This is a genomic window from Streptomyces sp. NPDC051315, assembly GCF_044455165.1.
Lineage (GTDB): Bacteria > Actinomycetota > Actinomycetes > Streptomycetales > Streptomycetaceae > Streptomyces.
The window spans coordinates 361,646-378,726 of the sequence record NZ_JBITEN010000004.1 but is presented as its reverse complement, the minus strand read 5'-3'; the positions used below and the strand labels follow the sequence as shown (position 1 = coordinate 378,726).

The 17,081-nt window shown below is 73.3% G+C and carries 16 protein-coding genes, 1 pseudogene and 1 riboswitch; of the genes and pseudogenes, 3 read left to right on the top strand and 14 right to left on the bottom strand.

The genetic code is table 11. The annotated features are described in order from the left end of the window. Position 1: 1 nt before the first annotated feature. The 7 genes from tdh to ACIBBD_RS10850 form a co-directional block, all read right to left on the bottom strand. Positions 2 to 1,030, bottom strand: coding sequence for an L-threonine 3-dehydrogenase (gene tdh / locus ACIBBD_RS10880; protein WP_399418994.1), 1,029 nt, complete (start codon positions 1,028 to 1,030; stop codon positions 2 to 4). 183 nt (positions 1,031 to 1,213) lie between these two features. Further along, entirely contained in the window at positions 1,214 to 1,780 is a 567-nt protein-coding gene (locus ACIBBD_RS10875; RefSeq protein ID WP_399418993.1) for a GAF domain-containing protein, read from the bottom strand. Positions 1,781 to 1,841: 61 nt separating this feature from the next. Further along, a complete protein-coding gene (locus tag ACIBBD_RS10870; RefSeq protein ID WP_399418992.1) occupies positions 1,842 to 2,462 on the bottom strand; it encodes a GTP-binding protein in 621 nt (206 codons plus the stop codon). Next, positions 2,440 to 2,811, bottom strand: coding sequence for a DUF742 domain-containing protein (locus ACIBBD_RS10865; protein WP_399419107.1), 372 nt, complete (start codon positions 2,809 to 2,811; stop codon positions 2,440 to 2,442). Before ACIBBD_RS10865 ends, ACIBBD_RS10870 begins: the two co-directional genes overlap by 23 nt. Before the next feature lie 2 nt (positions 2,812 to 2,813). Continuing rightward, positions 2,814 to 3,248: a roadblock/LC7 domain-containing protein gene (locus tag ACIBBD_RS10860; RefSeq protein WP_399418991.1), complete on the bottom strand. Its 435-nt coding sequence runs from the start codon at positions 3,246 to 3,248 to the stop codon at positions 2,814 to 2,816. Between the two features lie 68 nt (positions 3,249 to 3,316). Next, on the bottom strand, positions 3,317 to 5,488 hold the full coding sequence (locus tag ACIBBD_RS10855; RefSeq protein ID WP_399418990.1) for an ATP-binding protein: 2,172 nt from the start codon (positions 5,486 to 5,488) through the stop codon (positions 3,317 to 3,319). A gap of 354 nt (positions 5,489 to 5,842) precedes the next feature. Beyond that, positions 5,843 to 7,072 (bottom strand): MBL fold metallo-hydrolase, encoded by a 1,230-nt coding sequence (locus ACIBBD_RS10850; protein WP_399418989.1) that lies wholly within the window; start codon positions 7,070 to 7,072, stop codon positions 5,843 to 5,845. A 160-nt stretch (positions 7,073 to 7,232) separates the two neighbouring features. On the opposite strand from ACIBBD_RS10850, the gene ACIBBD_RS10845 reads away from it, so the two are divergent. Together ACIBBD_RS10845 and ACIBBD_RS10840 are read left to right on the top strand one after the other, a co-directional pair. Then, positions 7,233 to 8,411 carry a Glu/Leu/Phe/Val dehydrogenase dimerization domain-containing protein gene (locus ACIBBD_RS10845; protein ID WP_399418988.1) on the top strand — a complete coding sequence of 393 codons (1,179 nt, stop codon included), beginning with the start codon at positions 7,233 to 7,235 and terminating at the stop codon, positions 8,409 to 8,411. Between the two features lie 41 nt (positions 8,412 to 8,452). Beyond that, complete coding sequence (locus tag ACIBBD_RS10840; protein ID WP_399418987.1) at positions 8,453 to 9,073, top strand: TetR/AcrR family transcriptional regulator; 621 nt, start codon at positions 8,453 to 8,455, stop codon at positions 9,071 to 9,073. Positions 9,074 to 9,156: 83 nt separating this feature from the next. Here the strand turns inward: ACIBBD_RS10840 and ACIBBD_RS10835 are convergent, their stop codons facing one another. The 5 genes and pseudogenes from ACIBBD_RS10835 to ACIBBD_RS10815 form a co-directional block, all read right to left on the bottom strand. Continuing rightward, on the bottom strand, positions 9,157 to 9,969 hold the full coding sequence (locus tag ACIBBD_RS10835) for an SIMPL domain-containing protein (protein ID WP_399418986.1): 813 nt from the start codon (positions 9,967 to 9,969) through the stop codon (positions 9,157 to 9,159). Positions 9,970 to 10,121: 152 nt separating this feature from the next. Further along, positions 10,122 to 10,907: an SGNH/GDSL hydrolase family protein gene (locus ACIBBD_RS10830; protein ID WP_399419106.1), complete on the bottom strand. Its 786-nt coding sequence runs from the start codon at positions 10,905 to 10,907 to the stop codon at positions 10,122 to 10,124. A 126-nt stretch (positions 10,908 to 11,033) separates the two neighbouring features. Next, positions 11,034 to 11,459, bottom strand: a pseudogene (locus tag ACIBBD_RS10825) (DUF6250 domain-containing protein); the annotation flags it as partial. Between the two features lie 250 nt (positions 11,460 to 11,709). After that, on the bottom strand, positions 11,710 to 12,681 hold the full coding sequence (locus tag ACIBBD_RS10820; RefSeq protein WP_399418985.1) for a peptidoglycan DD-metalloendopeptidase family protein: 972 nt from the start codon (positions 12,679 to 12,681) through the stop codon (positions 11,710 to 11,712). Positions 12,682 to 12,685: 4 nt separating this feature from the next. Next, positions 12,686 to 12,844: riboswitch (cyclic di-AMP (ydaO/yuaA leader) on the bottom strand. Between the two features lie 306 nt (positions 12,845 to 13,150). Further along, a complete protein-coding gene (locus ACIBBD_RS10815; protein ID WP_399418984.1) occupies positions 13,151 to 15,223 on the bottom strand; it encodes an alpha-galactosidase in 2,073 nt (690 codons plus the stop codon). 210 nt (positions 15,224 to 15,433) lie between these two features. Here ACIBBD_RS10815 and ACIBBD_RS10810 point away from each other — a divergent pair, with 210 nt between their 5' ends. Further along, the gene (locus tag ACIBBD_RS10810) at positions 15,434 to 16,231 is read left to right on the top strand and encodes a tyrosine-protein phosphatase (RefSeq protein ID WP_399418983.1); all 798 of its coding nucleotides are present in this window, start codon (positions 15,434 to 15,436) and stop codon (positions 16,229 to 16,231) included. A gap of 31 nt (positions 16,232 to 16,262) precedes the next feature. On the opposite strand, the gene ACIBBD_RS10805 is transcribed toward ACIBBD_RS10810, so the two are convergent. After that, the gene (locus ACIBBD_RS10805; protein WP_399418982.1) at positions 16,263 to 16,385 is read right to left on the bottom strand and encodes a DUF6126 family protein; all 123 of its coding nucleotides are present in this window, start codon (positions 16,383 to 16,385) and stop codon (positions 16,263 to 16,265) included. Continuing rightward, positions 16,382 to 17,059: a helix-turn-helix domain-containing protein gene (locus tag ACIBBD_RS10800; RefSeq protein ID WP_399418981.1), complete on the bottom strand. Its 678-nt coding sequence runs from the start codon at positions 17,057 to 17,059 to the stop codon at positions 16,382 to 16,384. Before ACIBBD_RS10800 ends, ACIBBD_RS10805 begins: the two co-directional genes overlap by 4 nt. Positions 17,060 to 17,081: the final 22 nt, after the last annotated feature.

The following is a 17,081-nucleotide window of genomic DNA, read 5'->3' as shown; positions in this document are numbered from 1 at the left end:
GTTACGCGGTCCAGTCGAGGATGACCTTGCCGCCGCGGCCGCTCGCCGCGTCGGCGAACGCCGCCTCGAAGTCGCGGTAGCCGTAGCGGCCGGTGATCACGGGGGCGAGGTCGAGGCCGCCTTCGAGGAGGACCGACATCGCGTACCAGGTCTCGAACATCTCCCGGCCGTAGATGCCCTTGATCGTGATCATCGAGGTGACGATGCGGGCCCAGTCGACCGGGAACTCCTCGGACGGCAGGCCGAGCATGGCGATCCGGCCGCCGTGCGTCATATTGGCGATCATGTCGCGCAGGGCCTCGGGACGCCCGGACATCTCCAGGCCGATGTCGAAGCCCTCGCGCAGACCGAGTGCGCGCTGTCCGTCCGCGATGGTCGCCCGCGAGACGTTCAGCGCCAGGCTCGCGCCGATCTTGCGGGCCAGCTCCAGCCGCTCCTCGCTGACATCGGTGATCACCACGTTGCGGGCCCCTGCGTGCCGGGCCACGGCGGCGGCCATCAGGCCGATGGGTCCGGCGCCGGTGATCAGGACGTCCTCGCCGACCAGCGGGAAGGACAGGGCGGTGTGGACGGCGTTGCCGAACGGGTCGAAGATCGCCGCCACGTCGAGGTCCACCGCAACGCGGTGCACCCACACGTTGGACGCGGGCAAGGCGACGTACTCGGCGAAGGCGCCGTCGCGGCCGACGCCGAGCCCGACGGTGGCCCGGCACAGGTGGCGGCGTCCGGCCAGGCAGTTGCGGCACTTGCCGCACACCAGGTGGCCCTCGCCGCTGACCCGGTCACCGGCCTTGACGTCCGCGACGTCCCGCCCGGTCGCGACGACCTCGCCGACGAACTCGTGCCCGACGACGAGCGGGGCGCGGATCGCCTGCCGCGCCCAGCCGTCCCAGGCCCGGATGTGCAGGTCGGTGCCGCAGATGCCGGTCCTCAGCACCTTGATCAGTACGTCGCCGGGTCCGACGGCGGGCTCCGGCACGTCCGTGAGCCACAGCCCGGGCTCCGCCTTCTCCTTGACCAGCGCCTTCAACGCTACGGCTCCTGTGGTGAGGTCCCGGGCACGCCGAAGGGGCCCGCATCCGGGGGCAGGGGTGGATTCGAGGAGCAATCTGCCCCACCCCGCCCCGCGCGGTCCATCGAGGATTTCTTAAGCGGCGCCACAGCTTTCCTTCACGCCCCACCGCCACCCGTCCACGGCCCGTCCACGGCCCGTCTACGGCAGCCCGTCGGCCGTCGGCCGTTCGAGCCGTACGGCGAGGTCGGTGGCCGTCGCCTTGATGGTCTCCAGGCCGGACTTGCCCCACGGGCGGGGCGCGAGGTCGGCGACGCACACCGTGCCGAGCACCATGCCGGTCGTGTCGATGAGCGGGGCACCGAGGTAGGAGCGGATGCCGTACTCGTCGACGACCGGGTTGCCCGCGAAGCGCGGGTAGTCGCGGACGTCCTCCAGGACCAGCGCCTTGCGCCGCACGACGACATGCGGGCAGTACCCGTAGTCGCGGGGCAGCCGGCGGCCCACCTCGGGTTTGCCCCGGCGGGCGGCGGCACCGCCGTCGGGGGTGCGCAGCCCGGCGAAGAACTGCCGCTCCTCGTCGATGAAGTTGACCATGGCGTACGGCGCGCCGGTCAGCTCGGCGAGGCGGTCCGCGAAGGCGTCGAGGGCGGGCTCCGGCCGCTCGCCGAGGCCGAGTCGGCGCAGTCTCAGGGTGCGGGCGGGAGCGTCCTTGTCCTCGGGCGTGAGCAGCAGTCGACCGGCCGGGCGCGGCGGGTCGTAGCTCATCGGCGAACTCCGTCACTGTGGACGTACGGCATGTGCGGCTCCGGTGCGTTGTGTGCGGGGATCACCTGTGGGCGCCGCGGCTCGGCTGGGGTGCCGCCGGTGCGTGCGCGATGAGGTGCCTGACCAGGGTGAGCAGCGTCTGGACGCCGGAGGCGGAGATCCGGGCGTCGCAGCGCACGACGGGGATCTGCGGTGCCAGGTCGAGGGCGGCGCGCACCTCTTCGGGGTCGTAGCGGTGGGCGCCGTCGAACTCGTTGAGGGCGATGATGAAGCCGAGGCCGCGTTCCTCGAAGAAGTCGACGGCCGCGAAGCACTCCTCCAGCCGGCGGGTGTCGGCGAGGATGACCGCGCCGAGGGCGCCCTCGGACAGCTCGTCCCACATGAACCAGAACCGCTCCTGTCCGGGTGTGCCGAACAGGTAGAGGACGTGCCGAGGGTCGAGGCTGATGCGGCCGAAGTCCATCGCGACGGTCGTCTCGACCTTGTTCTCGATGCCGTCGAGGTTGTCGGTCGCGGCGCTGACCGTGGTGAGCAGCTCCTCGGTGCTGAGCGGCGCGATCTCGCTGACCGCGCCGACGAACGTCGTCTTGCCGACCCCGAACCCGCCCGCCACCAGGATCTTCAGCGCGGTCGGGAAGGGGTCGGGGCCGTCGTCGTGCTCAGAGCTGTCGTCGTAGTCCATCGAGCACTGCCTCCAGTAGGGCCCGGTCGGTGGGGTGGTGGTGGAACTCGGGGGGCTTGGTGGTCAGCGCCCCGCAGTCGACGAGGTCCGACAGCAGCACCTTGGTGACCGCCGCCGGCAGTTTCAGGTGGGCGGCGACCTCGGCGACCGGGACGGGTGCGCGGCACAGGTCGAGGGCCTGGGCGTGCTCGGGGCCGAGGTAGCCGAGGGGGGTCACCCCGGTGGCTCTCACCTGTGACATGAGGTCGAGGGCGACGGTGGGCCTGGTGCGGCCGTTGCTGACCGTGAAGGGGCGCACCAGGCGTCCGGCCGCGTCGTCGAGCCAGGGCCCGTCGCCGGCCGCCGCCACGTTCAAGGCCTCATCACCGACGGTTCGACGGACTGCTGCCGGGGCGCGGTCACGAGGTAGGGGCGGACGCTCTTGACCAGCATCGCCATCTCGTAGCCGAGGACCGCGGCGTCGGCCTCCCGGCCGGCGAGCACGGCGAGACAGGTGCCGGAACCGGCCGTGGTGACGAACAGCAGGGTCGAGTCGAGTTCGACGACGACCTGGCGTACGTCCCCGCCGTCGCCGAAGCGGACGCCGGCGCTGCGTCCGAGGGAGTACAGGCCGGAGGCCAGGGCGGCCATGTGGTCGGCGCTGTCGGGGTCGAGGCCGTGGACGGACTTCACGAGGCCGTCGCAGGACAGGAGGACCGCGCTGGTCGTGTGCGGTACGCGCTGCACGAGGCCGCTCATCAGCCAGTCGAGATCGGATACATGGCCGGTCGGCGCGTCGCTCGCCATGGTGGATCGACTCCTTGGGGTACGAAGGTCTGCGGGAGCGGTGGGGGCGGGGGTGGTCAGGGGCGTGCTCATCCGGCTGGTGCGCTCCCGTCGTGCCGGGCGGTGGTGTGGTGGTCGGGGCCGGACGCGCCGTGGGCAGGGGGGGTGGCGGGCGCGTGCGCGGGATGTGCGGCGCGCAGGGGCGGCGGGGGCGGTACGGCCGGAGCGAGCGGCGGGGGCCCCAGGGTGTCCGCCGGGGGGTAGGGGGCGGGTTCCAGGACGTCCGGCTCCAGGCTCTGCTGGGTCTCGGCGAGGCCGATGCCGCGCTGGAAGGCCGCCATGAGGCCGGGGTCGTGGCCGGCGGACTGCTCGGTGTCCTGGCGGGGCGCAGGGCCGCCGCGCAACTGGGGCGCGATGTGCTCCTGGGCGCGGCGGCGGGGCAGTTGGGGCTTGCCCATGGTGCCGCGCACCGCGCCCACGCGCGGGGTCGGTGCGCGGCCCGCGTGCCCCTCGACGACGGGCCGGTCGCCGGGCCGGACGCCGGGCACGGCCTCCGCCGGGTTGGGCCGTTCCTCGTGGGCGCCGCGGACGGGCAGGGGCGCCGGGCCCCGGCCGTTCCCGCGCGGGGTGTCGTGCTGGGCCCGGCCGGGTGGTGTGGCGGGCCCGCCGTGGTGCCGGGTTGCCGGGCCGGCCTGGGGGTTCGGCGGCACGGCCTGCGGGGCCGGCGGCCGGTGCTCCCCGCCGGACTCGTGGAGCGGCGGGGCGATCGACGGCGGCCCTCCCGCGGCGGGATCACTCCGTGCCGGCGGGGTGTCGGCCCTCCGGCGGCCGTCGGCCGGCACCGGCGCCCCGGGCGACGCGGGCCCGGCCGCACGGACGGCCTGAGGCCGAGGGGCCGGGATCCGGGGCTGGTTCCGCGGCTCGGCCCCGGTCCGGATCCCGGCCCGCGTGTCGGCGTGGGCCTGAAGCTCCCGGGGAGCCCGGCCGCTCGCTCCCTCCCCGGCCGGCGCCGCTCCCCCGCCGCTCTCCTCGGGCTGCGGCACGGGCGCGCCCGGCGCCGCGCCCAGGAGGACCTGAGGGACGACGAGCACGGCCTGGACGCCGCCGTAGATGTTGGTCTGCAGGCGGACCCGGATGCCGTGGCGGCGGGCGAGCTGGGAGACGACGTAGAGGCCGATGCGGCCGTCGGCCAGCAGACGGCCGACGTTGACCTGGTCGGGGTCGGCGAGCAGGGCGTTCATCCGGCTCTGTTCCTCGACGGGCATGCCGAGGCCGCGGTCCTCGACCTCGACGGCGAGCCCCGAGGTGACCAGGTTGGCGCGCAGCAGCACCTGGGTGTGCGGGGCGGAGAACACGGTGGCGTTCTCCACGAGTTCGGCGAGCAGGTGGATGACGTCGGCGACGGCGTGTCCGCGCAGTTCGCCGTCGATCGGCGGCACCAGCTTGACCCGGGAGTACTGCTCGACCTCGGCGATGGCGGAGCGCAGCACCTCGGTCATGGGGACCGGGTTGCTCCACTGCCGCCGGGAGACGGCGCCGCCGAGCACGGCGAGGTTCTCGGCGTGGCGGCGGATGCGGGTGGCGAGGTGGTCGACGTGGAAGAGGCCCTTGAGGAGGTCGGGGTCCTCGATCTCGTTCTCCAGCTCGTCGAGGATGGAGATCTCGCGGTGCACGAGCGACTGAAGGCGCCGCGCGAGGTTGACGAAGACCTCCAGTTTCTGTTCGCTGCCGGCCTGGCTGGAGAGCTGGGCGGCCTGGACGACGGCGGTGACGGCCCCGTCGTGGGCGCGGGACAGGTCGGCGGCGAGCAGTTCGAACTCGTCGGCGTCGGCGGGCGGGCCGCCGCGTGCGGTGCGCTGGGGCGGGACCTCGCCGCGGCGCAGGGTGTCGAGCAGGCTGCGCAGGTCGTCCTCGCCGCGTGCGCTGGAGCGGCGCAGGGCCTCGATGCGGTCGCTGACCGAGCGGGCGGCGCGATCGGCGGCCACGGCCGCGATCAGGATGCCCGCGACGGTCACCCCGAGCGCGCCGGCCAGCACGGCCCACAGGGTGGGGCCGGGCCGGGCGCCGGTGGAGCGCACGGCGTACAGCACGGCCGCGCAGGCGCTGAGGGCGACGGCGGTCGGGGGGAGCACGGCGAGCCGCAGGAGTTGGGGCCGTATGTGTGTCTCGGCCGGTGCGGGTGCGGTGTGGGCGACCGGTCGTCCGTGCCGTCCGCCCTCACGGCGGTCTGCGCGTGCGGCCGGTGCGCGGAGGTGAGACATCGGGGTCCTCGTACTGTGTCCGTCGGGCGTGGTGGTTCGCGCGGGGTGCGCGACTCGGGCAGGCGCCATCGCGGTGTCGGTCGAGAGGGCCGCGTATTCGGCCGAACGTCGCCCGACGGACACTCACAGTAGTCGCCCCTGCCACATGTGCGGCGGGCAGTTGACAAAGTCCCCCAGGGAGCGTCCCGCTCTGGTATGAGGCGTCGCACGAAAGACCGATAACCGCGCGTCAATTTCCGACAGCTGACAAGAAGAGGTCGATCAGGCCTGTTCAGAGACGGTCTCAAACAAAAGGTGAGGGCCGGGGGCTCTCCGCTCCCCGACCCTCACCGTCACCCGCCCGGACGGCCCCGATCAGCCCGCCGGAACCGCGTCCGGGGCCTGGCCGTCCTCGGCCGCACCCTCCGGAACGTCACTGCCGGTATCCGCTTTGGCCTTCGTTGCCGCCTCGACCGGAGGACGCCGCCCACCCGCCGGTGCGAGCGCCACGGCACGCCACCACGGCTCGTCCGGGACGGTCTCGGCGGTCGGCTCGAAGGGCTCACCGGGGCGGGGCAGCGCGAGGGGCGCGCCGACGGCGCGGGCCGCGGCGAGGGTGCCCTCGCCGGGGTCGTCCCACGCGTGCGTGGCGAGGTTGAAGGTCGCCCAGTGGATGGGCAGGAGCCTGCCCACCGGACCGCCCTGGAGGTCGAGGTGGGCCCGCAGGCCCTCCTCGGGCGTCATGTGGATGTCGGGCCAGAAGTCGGAGTACGCGCCGATCTGGATCATCGTCGCGTCGAACGGGCCGTGCTCGGCGCCGATCTCCTCGAAGCCCTCGAAGTAGCCGGTGTCGCCGCTGTGGTAGACCCGGTGCTCGTCACCGGCGACGACCCAGGACGCCCAGAGGGTGTGCTGGGTGTTGCGCAGGCCACGGCCGCAGAAGTGGCGGGCCGGGGTGGCGGTGAGGGTGAGGCCGCCGACCTTGGTCGCCTCGTGCCAGTCCAGCTCGCGCAGCCGGTCCGCGGACACGCCCCAGTGCTCGAGGTGGGCGCCGACGCCGAGCGGGACGGCGAACAGGGTGTCCGTGCCGGCCAGCGCCTTGATCGTGGGCATGTCCAGGTGGTCGTAGTGGTCGTGCGAGATGACGACGACGTCGACCGGACCCAGGGCGGCGAGCGGGAGCGGGACCGGGTGCAGCCGCTTCGGGCCCGCGAAGGCGAAGGGGGAGCAGCGCTCGCCCCAGACCGGGTCGAACAGCACGCGCCGACCGTCGATCTCCGCGAGCACGCTGGAGTGGCCCAGCCAGGTCAGGCGCAGGCCCGTGGTGGGCGGCTTGGCCAGGTCGGCGACGGTGGTGGGGTGCACCGGGACCGTCCCGGCGGGGGCGCGGCGGGGGCGGGTGTCCTTGTCGAAGAACACCTTGGCGAAGTCGAGGGCCGAGCCCGAGGGGCGGGTGCGGGCCGGGCCGCCGGGGTTCTGGAAGACCCCGTCCTTGAAGTGGGGGGATCTGCGGATGCGCGCCAGGCGCTCACCGCTCGGGTCCGCGCCGAAGGCCTCGGGCTGCAACGCGCGGAGCCCGGAGCTCAGGGAACGGGAACCGGCCACGGTACCTCCAGGTGAGTCGCTGAGGATCCCATTATGGTCGGCCCTTACGACAATGCCGGACCCCCCTCGTCCAGGGCCCCGCGACGCCGCGTTGACACGGCGGCCGCACACTCCTGAAACTGACCCACTGTTCAGTGACGGTTCCGGTCGAGGAGTCCGCATGACCGCCCCCCTGTTCTCCCTCACCTGGACCGACCACGTCACCGGCCGCCAGGGCTTCCTGGTCGTCGACCGGCTCGTGCGCGGTGTGTGCAGCGGCGGTCTGCGGATGCGGGAGGGCTGCACCCTCGACGAGGTGACCGGCCTCGCCCGCGGCATGAGCCTGAAGGAGGCCCTGCACTACGACCCCCGCGCCCGCTACGTCCCCCTGGGCGGGGCCAAGGGCGGCATCGACTGCGACCCCCGGGACCCGCGGGCGTACGGGCTGCTGGTGCGGTATCTGAGGGCGGTCCGGCCGTACGTCGAGAGCTGCTGGACCACCGGCGAGGATCTGGGGCTGACGCAGGACGTGGTCGACCGGGCGGCCGCCGAGGCGGGGCTCGTGTCGTCGGTCCAGGCCGTCTACCCGCTGCTCGACGACGAGGCCGCGGCCCGCGGCCGGCTCGCGGACGCCTTCGCCGTCGAGGTGGACGGCCTCGGACTGGACGAGCTGGTCGGGGGCTGCGGGGTCGCCGAGTCGGTGCTCACGGCCCTGGACCGGGACGGGGCGGCGTACGCCGGCACGCGGGTCGCGCTCCAGGGGCTGGGCACGATGGGCGGGGCCACCGCGCGCTTCCTCACGCGCGCGAATCTGACGGTCGTGGCCGTCGCCGACGTCAAGGGCACGATCGCCAACCCGGCGGGGCTCGACGTGGAGGCGCTGCTGGCCGCGCGGGACGCCCACGGCACCGTCGACCGCTCCGTCCTGCGCCCCGGGGACCGCGAACTCCCGCCGGCCGCCTGGCTGTCCACGGACGCGGAGGTGCTCGTGCCGGCGGCCGTGTCGTACGTGATCGGGGTGGAGGAGCAGGAGCGGATCACCGCCCGCTGGATCGCCGAGGCGGCCAACATGCCCGTCCTGCCCGCGGCGGAGGAACCGCTCCACACGCGCGGGGTGCGCGTGCTGCCGGACGTCGTGGTCAACTCCGCGACCAACGCCTGGTGGTGGTGGACGCTCTTCGGCGACATCGGCGCGGACCCCGACGAGGCGTTCGCGTACACGCGCCGCTCGATGCGGGCGCTGGTCGAACTGGTGCTGGCGCGGGCGGAGGCCGACGGGACGACGCCCCGGGCCGCCGCGCACGCGATCGCCGCGCAGCGGCTGCCGGTGATCGCGGAGCGGTTCGGCCGCTACCGGTGAGGACGTCGGCGCAGGTCGCGGCCCCTGTGTAGGGTGACCGCGTGGCGAGAGTCCGGTTGAGTGTGGCCGAGCGGCGCGAGGAGCTGCTGCGGGCCGCCATCGAGCAGATCGAGGCGCGGGGTGTGGCGGCGGTCAGGATCGCCGACGTGGCCGCGGCGCTCGGGGTGAGCAACGCGCTCGTGCTCTACCACTTCTCGACCAAGGAGAAGCTGGTCGCCGCCGCGTTCGCGTACGCGGCCGAGGACGACCTGGCGCACCTGCGCAAGCTGCTCGGCCGCCGCACCACCGCCCTGCGCCGGCTGCGGTCCGCCGTGCGCTGGTACGCGCCGACGGGCCAGGCCAAGGGCTGGCGCCTGTGGATCGAGGGGTGGGCGGTGTCGCTGCGCGAGCCGGCCCTGCGGAAGGTCGCCCGCGACCTCGACCGGCAGTGGAAGGCGGCGCTGGCCGAGGTCATCGCGGAGGGTGTGGCCGCGGGCGAGTTCCCCTGCCCGGACCCGTCCGGCACCGCGCTGCGCCTGACGGCCCTGCTCGACGGCCTCGCCGTGCAACTGACGTCCTACGACGGCGCCGTCTCCCGGGCCCGCGCACGGGAATGGGCGGACGAGGCCCTGACACGGGAACTCGGTCTGGGCACAGGGTCGTTGAGCGTCCAGGAGCGCTGAGGGACCGACGGGCCGGGCCGTCCGGGAGGTCGGCGCCGGCCCCGGAGGACGTGTCGGCCCCGGTGGGTCCGCGCGCGTTCGTCTCAGTCCAGTTCGTACACCGCCGTCACGGTCGCCGTCGCGCGGATCACGCCCGGTGTCACGGGCACGCCGGAGTTCGCGCCGATGGCGTCCGCGGCCGCCGGCACCGGGCGCGGGTAGCCGGCGGCGTCCTCGCTGAGGGAGACCAGGCGGCCGAGGCGACGGCCGCTGAGGCCGGCGTATTCGAGGGCCTTCGCGCGGGCGTCCTGGTGCGCGGCCCGGCGGGCGCGGGCCTGGAGCGGGGCCGGGTCGGATACGGCGAAGGCGACGGAGGTGATACGGGCCGCCTCACCGGTGACGTCGGTGATCGCCTGCACCACCGCGCCGGTCTCCCGCACCTCACGGACCGTCACGGAGAAGGACTGCGCGGCCTGGTACCCCTTCAGACGGGAGGCGCCGTCCGCGTGGTCGTACACGGGGCTGAGGGAGAGGTTCTCGGTACGGATGTCCCGCTCGGCGACACCCCGGCCGCGCACCGCCCTCAGCAGCGCGTTCGCCGCCCTCGTCTGCGCGTCCACGGCCTTCTGCGGACTGTCGGCGACGGCCTCGACGCCGGCGACGACGACCGCGAGGTCGGGGGCGGCGCTCGCGCTGCCCTCGCCGGTCACGGTGAGGGTGGCGGGGCTGGGCGCGACACGGGCCGGGGCCTGGTGAGCGAGCTGAGCCGGATGGGTCGGCAGCGCGGCCGCCGCGGGGGCGGCGACGGCCGGAAGGCCGAGGGCGAGGAGGGTGACGACGGCCGCGGTGACCGGCGTGCCCCGAAGGGGCGTGCGGGGAAGGGGCCTGCGGGTGAGGGGCGTACGGGGAAGGGCCATGCGGAACCGTTCCTTCGGGGCGGAGGGGGACGATGTGCGGTCATCCCAGCACCCGGCCCGGCCGGCGCGGGCGCACCACTCCCGCGAGCTCACCTCACTGGTGGAGCGGCCGGCCGCCACGCGTCGGCGGCCGGCCGCTCACCGGCGGGGGCTCATGCCACCGAGGCGATCCGCAGCTTGATGTCGTCCGGCGACAGCGTGCCCTTGGCCGTCACGTGGTCGCCCGAGGACTCCCCACGCAGCCGGCGCCCGATCCACGGCACCAGGTACTCGCGCGCCCACTGCACGTCGTCGCGCCGGATCTCGAGGGTGCCGCGCGGCGGGAGCGGCGGCCAGGGCTGCTCCGGGTCGGCCGGCACCTCCAGGCCGAGGACCTGCCCGGCGCGCAGCGCCACGCGCGTGTGCCCTTCCGGGGAGAGGTGGAGCCGGTCGTAGTCCCAGGCCCGGCGGTCCTGGACGGACTTCAGGGACCACAGGTCCAGCACCGGGCAGCCGTAACGGTCGGCGATGGCGCGGACGTGCCCGTTATAGGTGGCGATCTTGCCGCGCAGGTGCTTGAGCAGGGGAACGCCACGCGTGTCGAAGCCGGTCGTCACCATGACCGTCCCGGCCGCGGCGGTCAGCGCGGCGATCGCCCGTTCGAAGCGCTCGGCGACTTCGTCCGGGTCCGTGCCGGGACGCAGGATGTCGTTGCCGCCGGCACAGAAGGAGACCAGGTCGGGCGCGAGTTTCACCGCCCTCGGCAGCTGGTCCGCGACGATCTGGTCGAGGAGTTTGCCGCGCACGGCCAGGTTCGTGTAGTTGAAGTCGCCCTCGGGCCGCAGGTCCGCGAGCAGTACCGCGAACCGGTCGGCCCAGCCGACGAACGCCCCGTCGGGCCCGGGATCGCCGACGCCCTCGGTGAAGCTGTCCCCCACCGCCACGTACGACCCGATCACTGATCTGCTGTCATTCTTCGAATCGTCTGCCACAGCAGTTCATGATTCACCTTCGAATGTGACTTACGCGACCGTAGGCAAGGGTTGACGGGCGGTGAGATAAGACACTCCTAAAGACTTTGCCAATCAGGGAATAGACCCACCGTCAGCCGCGCCGGTGGGTCGACACCACACCCGGAATCCGCTGATCCGGAAGTGGCTCCAGGTGGTGCGGAACGCGAAGTGCCCACCGGTGTACGGCTCCGGGTCGACGTGGTCGAGGACGAGCCGCCCGTTGTTCCACCACTGGACGGTGGAGCCGTCGGAGACGATGCGGACACGGTTCGGCTCGTTGGCGACGAGGAGCGGCTCGGTGCAGTCGAGGACGAGCGGCCGCACCCCCGCCTGACCGACGTAGCGGCGCAGCCGGGTCGTGGTGTTGGTGTTGGCTCCGTAGCCGACGTAGTACGTCTTCAGATGGTCGTACTCCGCCAGCGCCCCGCTCCTCGGGGTCGCGAAGAGGTCGTCCGGGGAGCGGACGTCGACGGCGTTCCAGGAGTTGTCGAGGTCGGCCCTTGTCGACGCCTCCGCGGGTCCGCCACAGGACCGCGACACGACAGTCAGGAACGGCGGTCAGGAAGGGCCGTCAGGAACCACGGCCGGGGGGCGAAGGCCTTTGCGGGCCGGACGGCCGGGGACGGAGGCCGGGGCCGGGCGGGCGGACGGACCGGGCGGCACGCGCGCCGAAGGCCGGACCCGGGGATCGGGTCCGGCCTTCGGCGCGCGTGTCAGGCGGGCGTGGGTGCGGTGGTCGTACCGGGGGTCAGCCGACGGAGACGCCGTGCGAGCGCAGGTAGGCGACCGGGTCGATGTCCGAGCCGTAGTCCGGCGTGGTGCGGATCTCGAAGTGCAGGTGCGGGCCGGTCACGTTGCCGGTCGCGCCGGAGAGACCGACCTGCTGACCCGCGGAGACGGTCTGGCCGGCCGAGACCGACAGCGCGGACAGGTGGGCGTACTGGGCGTAGTTGCCGTCGGCGAGCCTGACGACGACCTGGTTGCCGTACGCGCCGCCCCAGCCCGCGGAGACGACCGTGCCCGCGGCGACGGCCTTGAGCGAGGTGCCGGTCGGGACGACGAAGTCGACGCCGGTGTGGTAACCGCTGGACCACATGCTGCCGGACATGCGGTACGGGGTACCGACGGTGGCGCCGGACACGGGCTGCGCGTAACCGCTGGAGGTGCCGCCGTTCCCGGCGGTGAGGGTGGCCGACGTCTGCGACGACGAGGACTCGGCGGAGGACTCCGACGCCTTCGACGACTTCGACGACTGCGTCGACTTCGAGGACTTCGACGAGGAGGAACCGGACGCGGCGGACGGCTTCTTGGTGGCGCCGGTCGTGGCCTTCTTGCCGATCGAGAGCTCGAGGCCGGGGTGGATCAGCGACGGGTCGTCACCGACGGCCTCACGGTTGTCCTCGTACAGCGTGCGCCAGCCACCGCTGACGTTCTGCTCGTCCGCGATCTTCGAGAGGTAGTCGCCGGCCCGCACCGTGTAGGTGCGGGTGCTCGCGGCGGTCTGCGACTCGGCGACGGTCCGCTGCGCGACCGGCACGGCCTGGACGGCCTTCTCGGCGGCCGAGGAGACCGACTGGGCCGCCGACTCCGCCGGCGCGGCATGGGCGCCGGTGGCCCCCATGAGCGGAAGGGCGAGCGCGGCGCCCCCGGTTCCGGCGACGGCTATGGAGCGGGTGAAACGCTGGGTCTTCGGACGGCGGTGCTTACCCTTCGCGGGCATGGCGAATTCCTCTCCGGCGCCTGCGAGGTGAGCTGTCGGGTGCGGACTGGAGATGTCCGGCCGCGCCGAGACGCGGCTTTACCCCTAGCCTGTTCCGGAGACCGGACCAGGCGGTTGTGCCTGTGGGTCCCCCGCTCCTGCCGGGCACGGGTGAGTGTGCGGACTCCGGGCGGCGGCAGGATTCGGCGGTCCGCCCGGATTGGGGTGGAACGTAAGCGACCAAGACGCACGGGGACAAGCAGAGGTTGTGCCGTTAACGCCTTTCTCTTGATCCGCCGCGAGGAATCCCGGTCACCGTCCGTGAGCCGAGAGTCCGCCTTTTCACCGAACACCCCGGAAAACCCGCACCATTACGTGAACATGACGGGCGACACACGGTCACGAATATGACGCTCCTCACGTGACACGTCTCCAGGGTCCTTTATTCCACAGCGAGTTGGAATGAAGGATTCCAATCCGGACAGATACCTCAGATGCGACGCAGTCGGATAACCGTCGCATCAAGGTCACCACGCAGCCCGGTACGCAGCCCGTGATGCAACAGCACCGCCCCTCGGTGCACTTCGCCCGTTTCGAGGCATTCGTACGAGGCTGTCGGGTCGAGGCCGCGCAGACGCAGGGACGGCACCGGCTCGCCGTACCGCTGCGCCTGGAGCCAGGCGAGGACGACGGTCTCGCCCCCGCGCACGTACTGCACCGCGCTCAGCCCGCCCTCCGGGGGGCGCAGCCGATGGAGGTCGCCGTGCTGCACGAGGGGCCGGATCTCCTTGTAGAGGCCGACCCACCGCCGGGCCTCGGCGAGCTCCCCCTCGGTCCACTCGGAGAGGTCGCCGCCGATACCGAGCACGCCGGCCATGGCACTGACGAACCGGAAGCGCAGCGAGCTGACCCGGCTGTTGAGCTGGGTGTTGGGGCTGTCGGTGACCCAGGCGGCCATCACGCGCGCGGGATGGATCTGACTGAAGCCGTGCTGGATGGCGAGCCGGTCCAGCGGGTCGGTGTTGTCGGAGGTCCACACCTGGTCGGTGCGGCTCATGACCCCGAGGTCGATCCGCCCGCCGCCCCCCGAGCAGGACTCGAAGGCGACACCCGGGTGGGCCGCCCGCAGCCGGTCCAGCAGCGCGTACAGGGCGCGCACGTGGTCGACCCAGAGCCGCTGCGGATAGGGGTCGTCGGGCCAGCCGGCGTCGGTGAAGCAACGGTTGAAGTCCCACTTGACGTAGTCGATGGGCGCACTGGACAGCAGCGTGTCCAGCTGGTGCCAGAGATACTCCTGGACGTCCTCGCGCGCGAGGTTGAGGACGAGCTGATTGCGGAGTTCCGTCCGCTGCCGTCCCGGTTGGAACTGCACCCAGTCGGGGTGCGCCCGGTACAGGTCGCTGTCGGGGTTGACCATTTCGGGCTCGACCCAGATGCCGAACTGCATGCCGAGCGCGTGCACCTGGTCCGCGAGGGGCTTCAGCCCCTGGGGGAAGCGGTCGGGGTTGGGCCGCCAGTCACCGAGGCCCGCGTGGTCGCCGGTCCGCGCGCCGAACCAGCCGTCGTCGACCACGAACAGCTCGACGCCGATGTCCGCGGCGCGGCGCGCGAGGGCCGCCTGCTGTTCCTCGGAGATGTCGAAGTAGGTGGCCTCCCAGGAGTTGAACAGCACGGGCCGGTCGCGGTCGGCGTCCGGGATCACGTACGCGCGCTGGTAGGCGTGCCAGGCGCGGCTCGCGCCGCCGAAGCCGGCGTCGGTCCACAGGCCGGCGAAGACGGGCGTGGTGAAGGACTCCCCCGCCGCCAGCCGGAGCAGGCCCGAGTCGTCGTAGCCGGCGCCGCCGGTGATCTGCACGCGCGCGTCGGGGAGCTGGGCGACGGCGATCCGCCAGGAGCCCGACCAGCCGAGGGCGCAGCCGTAGACCTCGCCGCGCTCCTCGGTCGCGTCGGTGTCCAGGGCGATCCAGGGCAGGTGCTGGTGGCCGGTGTGGCCGCGGCGGCTGCCGATGACCTTCTCGCCGTAGGTGAGGGGGGACCGTGTGAGACGGGACTCGGCGGCCCAGCGGCCGTGCAGCTGGGACAGGCGCCAGCCGTCGCGGTCGGGCAGGGTCCAGGTGGCGGAGTCGGCGCGGAGCAGCTCCAGCGGCTCGTCGCCCTCGTTGCGCAGGGTCGCCCGGCGTTCCACGACGTCGCCCCGCATCCGGTAGTGCAGGGTGACGGCGAGTCCGCCGTCCAGGAAGCGCAGCCGCAGCTCGTCGCCGACGACCTCGTGCCCCCCGAAGGTCCACTCGGTGCCGCGCCGCCCGGCGGTGCGCACGGACAGGGCGGGCCGGACGAAGCGGGCGCCGCCCTCGACCGGGTACTCCTCCCGGCCGTCGAGCGGCGACTCGAAGGGCCAGTAGTCCGGCAGCGGCCGCTCGGCGAGCGCCTCGGCGTCGGCGAGGGTGAGCCGCGGGCCCCAGTGCAGATGCACGAGCTCGTCGGCCTCGGTGACATGGACGGCGTAGCTGCTGCCGGGCCCGGAAAGGAGCCAGGTACGGCCGTCGGCGGCGGACTCGGGCATCAAACCCCCACTGATTCGAACAGGTGCGATCAAGCGCCAACATCATCGGGGGCCGGTGTCCCGCTGGGCAAACCTGGGTCACCGGGCCGGGCGTTCCGCTCGCCTGTGGACAACCCGGTGGCCCATGCATCCGTGTCGTATGGTCGGGGAAGTGTTCCGTCGGCCAACCCGAGCCGCGCCGGCCGGGACCCGACGACCGGAGGAGCCCCTGTGACGCAGCAGATTCCGTCGACCGAGCCCGAGCTGGCCGCTGTGCGCAACTTCCGCGACGTGGGCGGCCTGCCGACCGTCGACGGACGGCGGGTGCGTCACGGCGTGCTGTACCGCAGCGGCCACCTCGCGCACGCGACCGACGAGGACGCGGCGTTCCTCTCCTCCCTCGGCCTGCACACGATCTTCGACTTCCGCAACGCGGCGGACCAGAAGCTGGAGGGCGCGGACGTCGAGCTGCCGGGCGTGCGCAATGTGAACCTGCCGCTGACGGACCCGGCGGACGGCGCCGAGTTCTGGAAGATGGTCCGCGACGGCGACCTCGACCAGCTGCGCGAGATACTCGCCGACGGCAAGGCCGCGCACCGGATGATCGTCTCCTACCGCACGATCATCCGGGAGCGCACCGCCGAGCACTCCCAGGTGGTGCACGCGCTCGCCGAGGACAGCGTCCCCGCCCTGATGCACTGCGCCGCCGGCAAGGACCGCGCGGGCCTGTCCGTCGCGGTGACCCTGCTCGCCCTCGGCGTCGAACGCGAGGCGATCCTCGACGACTACCTGAAGTCGAACGCCAAGCACCGCCGTTACAAGGTGCACCGCAGCAGCACCTCCGCCTCGGCCTACTCCCCCGAGGTCATGGAGCTGCTCAGCCCTCTCTTCGACGCCCGCGCCGAGTACCTCGCGGCGGCGATGGAGACCATCGAGGAGACGTGGGGCGGCGTCGACGCCTACCTGGAGCAGGGCCTGCGGCTCGCCCCGGAGACCCGCGAGCGGCTGCGCGAGCGGATGCTCGACTGAGCCGCCGGCCGCCGTGGGCGCCGGGGGGCTGCTACTTGTTCGCGCCGACCTCGAAGAGCAGCCAGAGGAAGGCCGCGAAGACGTGTCCCACGGCGAGGTAGACGATCAGCCGGATCCACAGGCCGCGCGGGAACCTCTCCTCGATGTCGCTCATGACGTCTCTCCAGGGGTGGGACCGAGGCACAGGGCGGCCGTCGGGCTCTGCAGCAGGGTGTGGACGAAGAGGAGCTCCACCCCGTCGGGGTCCCGCGCGGCGATCCGGTGCGGGGTCAGCGAGTCGAAGTGCGCGCTGTCGCCGGGTCCGAGCAGGTGGGCGGTGTCACCGAGGCGCAGCCGCAGCCGTCCGGTGAGGACGTACAGCCACTCCTCACCGGGGTGCACGCGCACGATGTCGCCCTGGGAGCCGTACGGCACCCGGACGCGCAGGGCCTGCATGCCCCGCCCGGGGGCGCCGGCCTGCCAGTACGTCCAGCCACCCGCGTGGGTCGGCTCCATGTCGGCGGCGCGCACGACGGCGTCCCGGTCGGCGACCGTCTCACCGAGCAGTTCCGAGACGGTCGTACCGTAGACGCGGGCGAGCGCGAGCAGCATCGGCAGCGAGGGCTGGCGCTGCCCGGTCTCCAGCCGGGAGAGGTGGGCGGGCGACAGACCGGCGGCACGGGCCGCGGTCTCCAGGGTGAGTCCGGCCCGGCGGCGCAGGGCGCGCAACTGCGGTGCGACGGCGGGCAGGGCGTCGTCCGGGCCGGGAGCGGCGCCGGAACCGGGAGCGGTGCCGGGGCCGGAACCGGCCGAGGCGCCGGAGCCGTCTTCGGCGGCGGAGGAGCTCATGCCTCCATTCAGCCCGAGCTTT